The 13,772-nt window shown below is 63.4% G+C and carries 13 protein-coding genes; 4 read left to right on the top strand and 9 right to left on the bottom strand.

What is annotated here, in order from left to right:
• Window positions 1-99: 99 nt before the first annotated feature.
• On the bottom strand, window positions 100-531 hold the full coding sequence (irrA, locus tag ACT2BZ_RS10840) for an iron response transcriptional regulator IrrA (RefSeq protein ID WP_457940983.1): 432 nt from the start codon (window positions 529-531) through the stop codon (window positions 100-102).
• A 228-nt stretch (window positions 532-759) separates the two neighbouring features.
• On the opposite strand from irrA, the gene fabA reads away from it, so the two are divergent.
• The 4 genes from fabA (at window position 760) to ACT2BZ_RS10820 (ending at window position 5,012) form a co-directional block, all read left to right on the top strand.
• Window positions 760-1,278 carry a 3-hydroxyacyl-[acyl-carrier-protein] dehydratase FabA gene (fabA, locus tag ACT2BZ_RS10835; RefSeq protein ID WP_457940982.1) on the top strand — a complete coding sequence of 173 codons (519 nt, stop codon included), beginning with the start codon at window positions 760-762 and terminating at the stop codon, window positions 1,276-1,278.
• A 30-nt stretch (window positions 1,279-1,308) separates the two neighbouring features.
• Window positions 1,309-2,529 (top strand): beta-ketoacyl-ACP synthase I, encoded by a 1,221-nt coding sequence (fabB, locus tag ACT2BZ_RS10830; protein WP_457940981.1) that lies wholly within the window; start codon window positions 1,309-1,311, stop codon window positions 2,527-2,529.
• Window positions 2,530-2,538: 9 nt separating this feature from the next.
• Complete coding sequence (gene fabI / locus ACT2BZ_RS10825; RefSeq protein ID WP_457940980.1) at window positions 2,539-3,351, top strand: enoyl-ACP reductase FabI; 813 nt, start codon at window positions 2,539-2,541, stop codon at window positions 3,349-3,351.
• A gap of 110 nt (window positions 3,352-3,461) precedes the next feature.
• Window positions 3,462-5,012: a putative bifunctional diguanylate cyclase/phosphodiesterase gene (locus tag ACT2BZ_RS10820; protein WP_457940979.1), complete on the top strand. Its 1,551-nt coding sequence runs from the start codon at window positions 3,462-3,464 to the stop codon at window positions 5,010-5,012.
• Between the two features lie 13 nt (window positions 5,013-5,025).
• Here the strand turns inward: ACT2BZ_RS10820 and ACT2BZ_RS10815 are convergent, their stop codons facing one another.
• The 8 genes from ACT2BZ_RS10815 to ACT2BZ_RS10780 all read right to left on the bottom strand — a co-directional run bounded on the left by ACT2BZ_RS10815 (window position 5,026) and on the right by ACT2BZ_RS10780 (window position 13,746).
• Entirely contained in the window at window positions 5,026-6,042 is a 1,017-nt protein-coding gene (locus tag ACT2BZ_RS10815; protein ID WP_457940978.1) for a class I SAM-dependent methyltransferase, read from the bottom strand.
• An 80-nt stretch (window positions 6,043-6,122) separates the two neighbouring features.
• On the bottom strand, window positions 6,123-8,267 hold the full coding sequence (gene pnp, locus ACT2BZ_RS10810; RefSeq protein ID WP_457940977.1) for a polyribonucleotide nucleotidyltransferase: 2,145 nt from the start codon (window positions 8,265-8,267) through the stop codon (window positions 6,123-6,125).
• A 275-nt stretch (window positions 8,268-8,542) separates the two neighbouring features.
• Window positions 8,543-8,812: a 30S ribosomal protein S15 gene (gene rpsO, locus ACT2BZ_RS10805; RefSeq protein WP_457940976.1), complete on the bottom strand. Its 270-nt coding sequence runs from the start codon at window positions 8,810-8,812 to the stop codon at window positions 8,543-8,545.
• Window positions 8,813-8,826: 14 nt separating this feature from the next.
• Entirely contained in the window at window positions 8,827-8,976 is a 150-nt protein-coding gene (locus ACT2BZ_RS10800; protein WP_457940975.1) for a hypothetical protein, read from the bottom strand.
• A gap of 42 nt (window positions 8,977-9,018) precedes the next feature.
• Window positions 9,019-10,005, bottom strand: coding sequence for a tRNA pseudouridine(55) synthase TruB (truB, locus tag ACT2BZ_RS10795; RefSeq protein ID WP_457940974.1), 987 nt, complete (start codon window positions 10,003-10,005; stop codon window positions 9,019-9,021).
• Window positions 10,005-10,412 carry a 30S ribosome-binding factor RbfA gene (rbfA, locus tag ACT2BZ_RS10790; protein ID WP_457940973.1) on the bottom strand — a complete coding sequence of 136 codons (408 nt, stop codon included), beginning with the start codon at window positions 10,410-10,412 and terminating at the stop codon, window positions 10,005-10,007. Before rbfA ends, truB begins: the two co-directional genes overlap by 1 nt.
• Before the next feature lie 110 nt (window positions 10,413-10,522).
• A complete protein-coding gene (gene infB, locus ACT2BZ_RS10785; RefSeq protein ID WP_457940972.1) occupies window positions 10,523-13,099 on the bottom strand; it encodes a translation initiation factor IF-2 in 2,577 nt (858 codons plus the stop codon).
• A complete protein-coding gene (locus ACT2BZ_RS10780) occupies window positions 13,096-13,746 on the bottom strand; it encodes an RNA-binding protein (protein ID WP_457941274.1) in 651 nt (216 codons plus the stop codon). The genes infB and ACT2BZ_RS10780 overlap by 4 nt, the downstream gene beginning before the upstream one ends.
• Window positions 13,747-13,772: the final 26 nt, after the last annotated feature.

Here is a 13,772-nt window from a genome sequence, read left to right as displayed (position 1 = left end):
CGCCAGTGCCAAACTGACCGATTCGTCGGTCGTCCAGCCATTATCTGAGTGGGATGGAGCATTCGGCAGGCGTGACGCTCTGCCGCAACCTGCCTTCGCCTATTTCGAGCGCTTCGGGCGCAGGCGCACCACGATGTCGACATTGGCGATTTCCATGCCTTCGGGCGGCTCGGGCAGGTTGACGATCTCGACCGGGCCGGCAGCGATGTCGAAAATCCGGTTCTCGCCCTCGATGAAGAAATGGTGGTGATCCGACGTGTTGGTGTCGAAATAGGTCTTCGACCCTTCGACCGCCAGAATGCGTAACAGGCCAGCCTCGGTGAACTGGTGCAGGGCGTTGTAAACGGTCGCCAGCGAAACCGGCACGCCGGCTGCCAGAGCCTCCTCGTGCAGTTCCTCGGCCGACAGGTGACGGTCGCCCTTGGCAAACAGCAGATTGCCGAGCGCTACCCGCTGGCGCGTAGGACGCAGTCCCGCGTCCCGCACCCGCTTGTCCACCGCTACCGTATCGTTCCGGACCTTGGAGTCCATCCAACCTCTTCGCCGGGCTCCACAACATACCGCGGGCAGAGATGCCCGCGCCTCAATGAACCCGCTTGTCTTTCAATATATTCGCTCGCGCCTATGCGATCAATAGCACGCATTGACCCTAACGGTCGGGCACGATAATCGCTGACTGTGCTTTCCGCCTGCAAGCGGATTGTGGTAGCTACGAAACAACAAGGGCGCCCAGGCCGCCCGCCAACGGGGAAACGATTGATGGCGGCTTCGAAGTCCAGCTACGATTACGAAGAATTGCTGGCTTGTGCGAGAGGGGAATTGTTCGGTCCGGACAACGCACAATTGCCCTACCCTCCAATGCTGATGTTCAACCGCATCACCGAAGTGCACGAGGACGGCGGCGAATTCGGCAAGGGCTATATCCGCGCCGAACTCGATATCCACCCCGATCTCTGGTTCTTCCCCTGCCACTTCATCAAGGATCCGGTCATGCCCGGCTGCCTCGGGCTCGACGCCATGTGGCAGCTCAGCGGCTTCTTCCTGTGCTGGCTCGGCGAGCCCGGCAAGGGGCGTGCGCTGTCGACCGGCGAGGTCAAGTTCACCGGCATGGTGACACCGCAAACCAAGAAGGTGGAGTACGGCGTCGATTTCAAGCGTGTCGTGCGCGGTCGTCTGGTGCTCGGCATCGGCGACGGGTGGCTAAAGGCAGATGGCGAGACCATATACCGCGCAACCGACCTCAGGGTCGGTCTGTTCAAACAAGCAGCTTCGGCCTGACGGCCAACGCTCGACCGCAAGGAGTTTCAGATGAGACGGGTCGTCGTCACTGGCCTCGGAATCGTGTCGTCCATCGGCGACAACGCTGCAGAGGTCGAGGCATCACTGCGCGATGCGAAATCAGGCATCACCTTCTCGGAATCATTCGCCGAGCACGGCTTCCGTTGCCATGTCTGGGGCGAGCCCAAGCTTGACCCTGCCCCGCTGATCGACAGGCGTGCACTGCGTTTCCTGTCCAAGGGTGGCCAGTGGAACCACGTGGCGATGGATCAGGCGATTGCCGACGCCGGCCTTGAGGAAGGCGACATCACCAGCGAGCGTACCGGCATCGTCATGGGCTCGGGCGGCCCCTCCACCACGGTCATCATGGAAGCCGCCGACATTACGCGAAAGAACGGCAGTCCTAAGCGCATCGGGCCTTTCGCCGTTCCGAAAGGCATGTCCTCCACCGCATCTGCGACGCTCGCCACCTGGTTCAAAATCCACGGCGTCAACTACACCATCTCGTCGGCATGCTCGACTTCCGCGCATTGCATCGGCAATGGCTACGAACTGATCCAGTGGGGCAAGCAGGACATGATCTTTGCCGGCGGCCACGAGGATCTGCACTGGTCGATGTCGAACCTGTTCGACGCGATGGGCGCGATGTCGTCCGACTTCAACGACCGCCCCTCGGTCGCTTCGCGCGCCTATGACGTCGACCGCGACGGCTTCGTGATCGCGGGCGGCGCAGGCGTCCTCGTGCTCGAGGAACTCGAACATGCCAAGGCGCGCGGCGCCAAGATCTACGCGGAAGTCGTTGGCTACGGCGCCACGTCCGACGGCTACGACATGGTCGCGCCGTCCGGCGAAGGCGCGGTGCGCTGCATGCGCCAGGCGATGGCCACGGTCTCCGGTCCCATCGACTACATCAACACGCACGGCACCTCCACGCCAGTCGGCGATTCCAGGGAGATGGGCGCCATTCGGGAAGTTTTCGGCGAGACGATGCCGCACATCAGTTCGACGAAGTCGCTGTCCGGCCATTCGCTCGGCGCGGCAGGCGTACAGGAATCAATCTATTCCATCCTGATGATGCAGGGCGGCTTCATCGGCGAGAGCGCCCATATCGAGACGCTGGACCCGGAATTCGAAGGCATGCCGATCGTGCGCAAGCGCATCGACAACGCCAAGATCGACACGGTACTGTCCAACTCCTTCGGCTTCGGCGGCACCAACGCAACGCTGGTGTTCCAGCGCTACTCCGCATAGGAAATCGGCATGGGCCATTTGATGCACGGCAAGCGCGGCCTCGTCATGGGCGTCGCCAACGACCATTCCATCGCCTGGGGCATCGCGCGGCAGCTTGCCGAGCAGGGTGCGACTCTGGCCTTCACCTACCAGGGTGAGGCCTTTGGCCGGCGCGTAAAGCCGCTTGCCGAGCAGGTCGGCGCCGAACTGGTCCTTCCCTGCGATGTCGAGGACAGCGCTTCCCTGGAGTCGGTATTCACCCGACTGGGCGAGGAATGGGGCAGTCTCGATTTCATCGTCCACGCCATCGGCTTTTCGGACAAGAACGAGTTGAAGGGTCTCTACGCCGATACCAGCCGTGAGAACTTCATCCGGACCATGGTGATCTCGTGCTTCTCGTTCACCGAGTGTGCAAGACATGCCGCCGCGCTCATGGACAGCGGCGGTTCGATGATCACGCTGACCTATGCCGGCTCGACCCGCATCATGCCAAACTACAACGTGATGGGCGTTGCCAAGGCCGGACTGGAAGCCAGCGTGCGCTACCTCGCCAATGATTTCGGCCCGCGCAACATTCGCGTAAACGCCCTGTCGGCCGGACCGGTGCGGACGCTGGCAGGCGCGGGCATTTCGGATTCGCGCCAGATGCTGTCGTACCAGCAGCGCAATTCGCCGTTGAGGCGAACCGTGACTATCGACGAGATCGGCCGGTCTGCGCTCTACCTTGTCTCCGACCTGTCGGCCGGCGTGACAGGTGAAATCCACCATGTCGATTCCGGATACCACATCGTTTCGATGCCGGCGCTTGAAGAACTCCGGCGCACGCAGGATCCGCAGGAATAGATTCGGCGTTGCTTGCCGGCATCTCAGGCGGATAAAATTGAAATATTCGCTGGAAACCCATTTTAAGGACCTTTGAGATAAGAATCCCTGCGAACTGGGGAAATCTTCTCATGCCCGCTGTAAGCAACCCGAGCAGAACCCCGGTATTCCGGGCCATCACGATTGCCAGTTCCGGCCTCGGAAGCTTCATGCTGGGCATCTGGGGGCTGCGCTTCGGGTTCGGCGACGGGGTGGCCGGCATGCCGGCCGAGGTGATCGGCGCGATCATTGCCTCGCTCTGTGCGCTTGCAGCCGCCGGAGCCGCCATGTCCTTCTTCGCCGGCATCGATGAATCCGCAACCTACGTCTACAACGAGACGCACCTCGACAAGCTGACGGGCCTGCTGACGCGGCCCGCAATGATCGCGCGCATCGGGCGGGCGGCGCAGGAAACGCTCAAGACGGGTGACCCGGTCTTCCTGATCGACGTCGACATCGACCGTTTCAAGCAAATCAACGATTCCATCGGCTACACCAAGGGCGACGAGCTTATCCGGGCCTTCACCAAGCGGCTGAAGGCCGCATTGCCGCCCGACGCTTCGGTCGGCCGCATTGGGGCTGGCGAATTCGCGGTGCTCTATCCCGATTCCAGCTTCACAATCTCCATGGAAGCGATTGCCGAGCAACTGATCAATGAGCTGATGGAGCCATACGACCTCCTGGCGCACCAGCAGTCCGTCAACGTATCGATCGGCATCGTCGCGATGCCGAAGGACGGCGTCGACCCTGTGCTGGTGCTGAGGCGCTCCAACCTTGCACTGCAGAACGCGCGGGCGAGCGGCATCGGGAACTGGTCCGTCTTCCACCCCGATATCGGCCGTGTCGCCGACTATCGCCAGTGGATCGAATCCGAATTGCGTGTCGCCTTCGACCGTGGCGACTTCGATCTGCACTATCAGCCGCAGACCGACCTCCTGAAAGGCGAGGTCGTGGGGTACGAGGCACTGATCCGGTGGAAGCATCCGGACCGCGGCATGATCCCTCCGGTTGAATTCATCCCGATCGCGGAAGAAACCGGCATGATCGGGCCGATCGGCGAATGGGTGCTGCGCAAGGCCTGCAAGGACGCCGCATTCCTGCCCGAGAACTGCTTCGTCGCGGTCAACATCTCGCCGGTCCAGTTCATGACACGGGACTTCGTCGGTCTCGTCGGTGAAGTCGTCCGCACGACCGGCATCAAGCCGCAGCGGCTGGAACTCGAAGTCACCGAAACGGCGATGATGCAGGACAAGGACCGCGCTGCCGCTATCCTGAAGCAATTGACCGAGATGGGCATCTCAATTGCCGTCGACGATTTCGGCACCGGCTATTCCAACCTCAGCTATCTCATCGACTTCTCGTTCAACAAGCTGAAGATCGACCGCTCTTTCATCAACCGCATCGACGTGGACGCCAATTCCGGGGCAGTCGTCTCGACGATCGTCGGCCTGTCGCGCGCACTCGGCGTCCATGCCATCGCCGAAGGCGTCGAGACGGAGAAGCAGGCCCGCCTGCTGCAGGCGGCGGGTTGCGAGGTCATGCAGGGCTATCTCTACGGGCGGCCGGCGCCGCTCAAGGTCGAGAATGGCCAGGTTGTCGCCGTCCACGGCGCCGAACGCGATCATTCGAACAGCATGAACTGAATACCTGCAGCGCTCAGCGCTGCGCCAGGACGATCCGGAATGCACCGTCGCGGCCGATCTCCTCGACACGCGAGAAACGCGCCTTGAGTGTCTGTTCGTAGGGCAGGCCGCGGTTCTGCACCATAAACAGGCGACCACCGGGCTTCAGGGCCGCCGACGCCGTCCCGATCATGGACTGACCGATGCCCGGCTCCGCCGCACGGCCCTGGTGGAAGGGCGGGTTCATGACGATGAGGTCGTATTTCCTCTCCACCTTCTCGCCGACCAGATCGTGCCAGAAGAATTCCGTCGGCGGCATGTCGGCGATCGACGCAAGATTGGTCCTTGCTGCCTCAAGCGAGTCGAAATCGGCCTCGTAGAGGTCGATCGACTTCAGCCCCGCCGTGCGCTCGGCCAGCGCCACCGACAGGAAGCCCCAGCCGGCGCCGAAATCGGCCGCCGCACCCTTTGCTGAATCGGGTAGATGCTCGGAGAGCAGACGCGAGCCAGCATCGCTCCGGTCATGCGAGAACATTCCGGGCGCTGCCACGAAGCGGCCTTCCGCAAGGCCTTGCTGCGGCTCCAGCGCGGCAACTACCGTGCCAGCGCCGGAGGGACGGGCGAACCACATGGCCACACCATGATATTTCGGCAGGTAGCCCTCGAGTGCGACCAGCTTCTCCAACCGCTTGCGCAGGCTGGCTATCCCTGTATCGCTGCTTCCGGCAACCACGATCGTGCCGCCAGGCACGACGCGCTCGATCGCCGCAGCGATGCGCATTTCGTTCTGGCCCCGATGGCGCCCCGCAAGCACAAGCGCCCCGTCGAAGGGGCCGCCGTCCGGCCGCGGCGCGACCTTCTGTCCGGCAGCTTTCAGCGCATTGAAATAGGGGCGGAAGCCCTGCACGAGAGACATTTCCGCAGCAAACTCCACCGGGGGGCGATAGCCCGGCTCCGCGCCAAGATAAAGGATGTGCCGACCCTCGCCGGGACAGGCGATGTCGCCGGTCTCGAAAGGGTGAAACAGCGTTCTCTGGGCGTCACGGTTCATCGTCGGCTCACATAATGCAAGACGGGCGCGACCATATGGCCGCGCCCGTCTTCAACTCGTTTCGATCGTCGCAAGCAGGCTTACGCGGCGTCTTCGCCTTCGGCACGCTTCTCGCGGGCGATTTCCTTGCCGGTCTCCTGGTCGACGACCTTCATCGACAGGCGAACCTTGCCGCGCTCGTCGAAGCCCATCAGCTTGACGAAGACCTTCTGGCCTTCCTTGACGACGTCCGAGGTCTTGGCGACCCGGTCATTGGCAAGCTGCGAGATGTGGACGAGGCCGTCCTTGGGACCGAAGAAGTTCACGAAAGCGCCGAAATCGGCGGTCTTGACGACCGTGCCCTCGTAAATCTCGCCGACTTCCGGCTCGGCCACGATGGTGTGGATCCACTTCTTCGCCGCCTCGATCTCCTTGGCGTTGGAAGAGGCGATCTTGATCACGCCATCGTCGTCGATGTTGATCTTGGCACCGGTCTTTTCGACGATCTCGCGGATGACCTTGCCACCCGAACCGATAACGTCGCGGATCTTGTCGGTCGGGATCTGCATGACCTCGATGCGCGGCGCGAACTCGCCGAGTTCGGCGCGGGCGCCGGACAGAGCGTTTGCCATCTCGCCGAGGATGTGCAGGCGACCGTCCTTGGCCTGGCCAAGCGCAATCTGCATGATCTCTTCGGTGATGCCGTCGATCTTGATGTCCATCTGCAGCGCAGTGATGCCGCCCATGGTACCGGCAACCTTGAAGTCCATGTCGCCGAGGTGATCCTCGTCACCCAGGATATCGGAGAGCACAGCGTAGCGCTCGCCTTCCTTGATCAGGCCCATGGCGATGCCGGCAACCGGCTTGCCGAGCGGAACGCCGGCGTCCATCAGGGCCAGCGAGGTGCCGCAGACCGTCGCCATCGAGGACGAGCCGTTCGACTCGGTGATCTCGGAGACAACGCGCAGCGTGTAGGGGAAAGCTTCCGGTGCCGGCAGCATCGGACGGATAGCGCGCCAGGCAAGCTTGCCGTGGCCGATCTCGCGGCGGCCGGGCGAACCCATGCGGCCGGTCTCGCCGACCGAATAGGGCGGGAAGTTGTAATGGAGAAGGAACTTCTCCTTGTACATGCCCGTCAGGCTGTCGACATACTGCTCGTCCTCACCGGTGCCGAGCGTCGCGACGACCAGCGCCTGCGTCTCGCCGCGGGTGAACAGCGCCGAACCGTGCGTGCGCGGCAGAACGCCGACTTCCGAGACGATCTTGCGGACCGTGGAGAGATCGCGACCGTCGATGCGTGCCTTGGTGTCGAGGATGTTCCAGCGGACGATCTTGGCCTGCAGGTCCTTGAATACTGCGCCGACCTGCTCGCTTGTGTACTTGGGCGTCTCGTCTTCCTTCGCGCCGAAGGCTTCCTTGACCTTCGACTTGACGGCGTCGACGGCGGCGTAACGCTTCTGCTTGTCGACGTTCTTGTAGGCTTCGCGCAGCTCGCCCTCGACCAGCTTCAGCATCTCGGCCTCGAGCTCGTCATAGCTCGGGGACGTGAAGTCGCGCGGCTCCTTGGCGGCAACCTCGGCGAGCTTGATGATCGCATCGATGACCGGCTGGAAACCCTTGTGGCCGAACATGACGGCACCGAGCATGACGTCCTCGGGAAGCTCCTTGGCTTCCGACTCGACCATCAGGACGGCGGCGTCGGTACCGGCAACCACCAGGTCGAGCTGCGATTCCTGCATCTCGTCGACATGCGGGTTGAGAACGTATTCGCCGTTGATGTAGCCGACGCGCGCGCCGCCGATCGGGCCCATGAAGGGAACGCCCGAGAGCGTCAGCGCAGCCGAGGTGGCGACGATCGACAGGATGTCCGGGTCGTTCTCAAGGTCGTGCTGAAGCACGGTGATGACGACCTGTGTGTCGTGCTTGTAGCCGGCGGCGAAGAGCGGGCGGATCGGGCGGTCGATGAGGCGGGAAACCAGGGTTTCCTTCTCGCTCGGACGGCCTTCGCGCTTGAAGTAACCGCCGGGGATCTTGCCGGCCGCGTAGGTCTTTTCCTGGTAGTTGACGGTCAGCGGGAAGAAGTCGAGGCCGGGCTTCGGCTCCTTGGCCGAGACGACCGTAGCGAGAACGACGGTCTCGCCGTAGGTGGCGAGCACGGCGCCGTCAGCCTGACGCGCGATCTTGCCGGTTTCCAGCACGAGCGGACGGCCTGCCCACTCGATTTCTACTTTGTGATGATTGAACATATCTTGTCCTTCGATGCGGCAGGGCCCGCGCGCATTTTCCGGCGCGTGTATCCCTGCCTGGCTTCCTGTTCGGGCGAGCCACGGGCAAGACAACGGGAAACTCGTAAAATTCAGGCTGCGCGATCCGCGCCGAGTATCCTGCAATCCTGCCCCATGACCGTCCATGGGAGGCTCCGTCAAATCCCTTGACTGATCCGGAGCCGGGTCGGACCGCCAATGCGGCAGCCCGAATGCGTGACCGGCGCGTCCTTCGTCAGGACGCGCCGGTCAAATTCTTATCGGCGCAGGCCGAGCTTCTCGATCAGGGTCGAATAGCGGCTCTCATCCTTGCGCTTCAGGTAGTCGAGCAGGCTGCGGCGCTGCGACACCAGAGCGAGCAGGCCACGGCGGGAATGGTTGTCCTTCTTGTGGTCCTTGAAGTGCTCGGTCAGGTTCTTGATGCGCTCCGAAAGGATGGCGACCTGGACTTCCGGGGAACCGGTGTCGCCCTTGACGGTCGCGTATTCGGACAGCAGTTCCTGCTTGCGTTCTGCGGTAATCGACATCGGATTCTTTCCTTTCAAATGACTTGGAAACGGGACGCCTGCAGCCGGGATGTCGTCCAGCGGAGGCCGATGCACATGACGCCTGGCGCCATGCTGCGGCGCATATAGTCCAGTTTTGCCGGAAAAGCCAGCAGCATTTGCGATGCACCGCTTTGCTGGCTCATGGCTCTACGGCCTTCACCCAATGGGAAAGCACCGGATCGCAGCTAGCCGACGAAGACGCGCTTCGGCCGGAACATTCCGGCCTCGATAGCGCCGATAGCGACCAACCGGCCGCGCGCGGTGGCACAGGCTTCCTCCGCCTCGACCGGAGCGTCGCGGCCACGGATGACTACCGGATTGCCAAGCCTGATCCGCTGGGCAGCGTCGTCCGAGAGCGCGACCTGCGGCAGACAGTCGAGCGCGGCGACCGTGTCGACCAACAGCGCGTCGATGGCTGAAAAGTCCTGCACCAGAACTTCCGGCTCGGCCGCCTGGGCCTCGGCGGTGTCGGCGCATGCCTCGGCCTTTTCGCCGAAACGGGCCTTCTCGAGCTCCGCGATGGTGACGAAGTCCTCTGCTGTGAACGGATCGACCTCGGTGCGGCGCAGGTCTGCGATATGGCCGAAGCAGCCGAGATCGCGCCCCATGTCGCGGGCAAGCGAGCGCACATAGGTGCCCTTGCCGCATTCGATCTCGAACACCGAGCGCCCGTCGGCGGACATCTCGACGAGGTCGAAACGACCGATCTCGACCTCGCGCGGCGGGATTTCCACGGTCGTGCCTTCCCGGGCCAGGTCATAGGCACGTTCGCCGGCAATCTTGATGGCCGAGAACTGTGGCGGCGTCTGCATGATCACGCCGGTGTATTTCGGCAGAAGTGCGCGCACCGCCACCTCGTCCGGTCGCTGGTCCGAGCGTTCGGTCACCGGCCCTTCGAGATCGTCGGTCGAGCGCTCCTCGCCCCAGGCAACCGTGAAACGGTAGACCTTGGCGCCGTCCTGAACATAGGGAACAGTCTTGGTCGCCTCGCCGAGCGCGATCGGCAGCATGCCGGACGCCAGCGGGTCGAGCGTACCGGCGTGACCCGCCTTGTCGGCCTGGAACAGCCACTTGACCTTGGCGACCGCATCGGTCGAGCCCATGCCGACCGGCTTGTCGAGGACAACCCAGCCCGAAATCGGGCGCCCCTTCTTCTTGCCGCGACGGCCCATTATTCGTCTTCCTTGTCGTCGGCGTCGAGGTCGCGCGCCACTTCCGGCGACTTGAGCAACTCGTTGATCCTAGAAAAATTGTCGAAGCTGGTGTCGAGACGGAACCTGAACTCCGGCATGTACTTCATCTGGCGCAACGCATGCGAAACGCGCCCGCGCACGAACTTTGCATGCTTGTTCAGAGCGTCCACCACCGCATCCGGGTGAGGAGCACCGAGCGGGGAGATGAAGGCCGTGGCAATCTTGAGATCGGGCGACATGCGCACCTCCGAAATCGAGATCACCGTCGTTTCGATGAGTGGATCGATGATCTCGCCGCGCTGCAGCGTCTCGGAGAGAGCGTGGCGCACCTGTTCACCAACGCGAAGCTGGCGTTGCGAGGGGCCGGAACTAGCAGATTTGTTCATTGTTTTTTCGATCCCGAAAGCGTGCGGCACGGGATCAAACCGCACTACATGTTTCACGCGTTCCGGATGGCGGTCTTGCCGCCATCCGCATGCACTGCGTTGTCCGACGCCTAGAGCGTCCGGGTGATCATCTCAACGCGGAAGCACTCGATGACATCACCGACGCGCATGTCCTCGTAGTTCGCGAAGGCCATGCCGCACTCCTGGCCGCCCGGCACCTCTGCCACTTCGTCCTTGAAGCGCTTCAGTGTCTTGAGCGTGCCTTCGTGGATGACGACATCGTCGCGGATCAGGCGCACGCCCGCTCCACGTTCGACCTTGCCTTCCGTCACGCGGCAACCGGCGATCTTGCCGACCTTGGTGATGTCGAAGATTTCGAGGATCTCCGCATTGCCGATGAAGGTCTCGCGGCGCTCCGGCGAGAGCAGGCCCGACATCGCCGCCTTAACGTCATCCACCAGATCGTAGATGATGTTGTAGTAGCGGATCTCGATCCCTGCAGCTTCCGCAGCCGCACGAGCCTGCGGGTTGGCACGAACATTGAAGCCGATCATCGCCGCTCCGGACGTCTCCGCCAGCGACACGTCGCTCTCGGTGATGCCGCCGGCGCCTGCGTGAACGATGCGGGCACGGACCTCGTCGGTGCCGAGCTTGTCGAGCGCAGAGACGATCGCCTCGATCGAGCCCTGCACGTCGCCCTTGATGACCAGCGGGAATTCTTTCAGCCCGCTCGCCTGCAACTGCGACATCATCTGCTCGAGCGATCCACGCTGGCCGGCATGCTTGGCCACCGCCTTGTCGCGCGCAAGGCGCTGACGGTAGTCGGTGATCTCACGTGCCCTGGCTTCGTTGTCGACCACGGCGAAGCGTTCTCCGGCCATGGGGGTGCCGGCAAGGCCGAGCACCTCCACCGGCATAGCCGGCGGCGCTTCCTTCAGCTGTTCGCCACGATCGTTGATCAGCGCGCGCACACGGCCCCATTCGGCGCCGGCCACAATGATGTCACCGATCAGGAGCGTGCCTGTCTGCACAAGAACCGTGGCGACGGCGCCGCGCCCCTTGTCGAGCTTGGCCTCGATGACGACACCTTCGGCCGTACGGTCAGGGTTCGCCTTGAGGTCGAGCAATTCGGCCTGCAGGAGGATCGCCTCCAGCAGCTTGTCGAGGTTGGTGCCCTTGGTCGCCGATACTTCGACGTCCAGCACTTCACCGCCCATCGACTCGACGAAAACCTCGTGGCGGAGCAACTCGGCGCGCACCTTCTGCGCATCGGCCTGCGGCTTGTCGATCTTGTTGATCGCAACGATGATCGGGACACCGGCAGCCTTTGCATGGCTGATCGATTCGATCGTCTGCGGCATGACGGAATCGTCGGCCGCCACCACCAGGATCGCGATGTCAGTCGCCTGCGCGCCACGCGCACGCATCGCCGTGAAGGCGGCGTGGCCCGGCGTGTCGATAAAGGTGATCTTCTGACCGTTCTTCTCGACCTGATAGGCGCCGATGTGCTGGGTGATGCCGCCGGCCTCGCCGGAAACAACGTTGGCGTTGCGGATGGCATCGAGGAGCGAGGTCTTGCCGTGGTCGACGTGGCCCATGATGGTCACGACCGGCGGACGCGACTTCTGGTCCTCCGGCTTGTCCTCGACGTTGAACATGCCCTCTTCGATATCGGACTCGGCGACACGTCGGACCGTGTGGCCAAACTCGGCGGCGACCAGTTCTGCGGTGTCGGCGTCGATGACGTCGCCCGGCTTGAGAATCTGGCCTTCCTTCATGAAGTACTTCACGACGTCGACGGCGCGTTCCGACATGCGGCTCGCCAGTTCCTGGATCGTGATCGTCTCGGGCAGAACCACTTCGCGCATGACCTTCTCGCGCGGCTCCGAATGCATGGCGCGCTTGAACTTCTCCTGACGGCGGCGCATCGATGACAGGGAGCGCGCACGCGCCTCCTCGCCGGCGGTCGCGTTGCTCAGCGTCAGCTTGCCGCGGCGGCGGTCGTCCTCGCCCTTCGGCTTGGCCGGACGCGTGACTTCGGGAGTCGCGATGCGCTTGATCGGCGCGCCGCGGACAGGGCCCTTGGCCTTGCTTTCAGCTTCCTCTTCGGCGCCGACCAGGTCGGCGGCCGGGGTGCGGCGGCGTGCCTCTTCCTCAGCCCGGCGGCGCGACTCGGCCTCGGCCAGAAGCCGAGCTTCCTCCTCGGCCTGGCGGCGCGCGGACTCATCGCGCTCGCGCTTGCGGCGCTCTTCTTCCTCGAGGCGGCGCTTGGCGTCCTCGATCGCACGCTGGCGGTCCTCGACCTCGCGAACCTTCGAGCCCTCGAGGGCACGGCGGCGCGCTTCAATCTCGCTCGTCGACAGGTCGCTCAGCACCATGCCCGAACGCTCGGCCGGGGCCTTTGGAGCCTCCTTGGCGGCAGGCGTCGGTGCGGTGGCGGCCGGCGCGGGCGCAGGCGCCGCGGGCGCCGGCTTCGGCGTGAACACGGAAGCGGCAGCAGCAGTCTCGGCCTTCTCGCCGGGAATCGAGAACTTGCGCTTCTTGGTTTCGACGACGACCGACTTGGTGCGGCCGTGCGAAAAGTTCTGACGCACCGTACCCTGCTCCATGCCGGGCCGCTTCAGCGTCAGTGTCTTCTTCGCAGGGACACTCAAGATCTTGTCGTCATCCGATTTCGTATCGCTCATTCCATATCCTCTGCGGCATCAACTTCGTCAGCAATCGCCGCAAACATTGCCCGTTCGTCCGGGGATCCGCCCCGGTATCGGTCAAGCGCAACCATGCGCTTTTCAACCGCCCTACCCGCGTCGCCCGCGAGAACGGCTGCATGTATCACATTTGTACCGCCCAATGCCAAACCCAATTCGGCCTCCGAAAAAAGTTTGTAGGCGGCGATTTGCGGCCCGCCGGCATAGGCGGTGGCGCGCCGCGCCTGCGAAATCTTGCGCAGGCCGTCTTCGGATGCCTCAGCCGCATGCAGCGCGAAAAGCGCTGCTCCGCTGCGGACACTGGCCTCCACCTTGGTCGCACCGAGCGCGACCATTCCGGCTTTGCGGGCCAGCCCGAGTGAACCGAGTGCCAACTTTACCAGCACATTGTCCACCATAGCGCCGAGTTCCGACGGTACCGTAACCTCGGCCTTGAATGCCCGGGCGAAGGCCCCCTTCCTGGCGGCCTTGTCGACGCTCGAGCGGTCGGCGCTTACCCAGCAGCCCCGGCCGGGAAGACTTCTCTTGATGTCCGGGACGACCGAATTGTCTGGCCCGAGAACGAAACGGATCAGTTCATCCGGCGGAGATTGCCGGCGTGTGACGATGCAGGTGCGATCGTTCATCTGTTCCAATGCGGTCTCCGGGCCGG

Source organism: Mesorhizobium sp. 10J20-29, from assembly GCF_054130485.1.
Note: the sequence above shows the minus strand (reverse complement) of the source record. Positions and strands in the feature narration are given on the sequence as shown.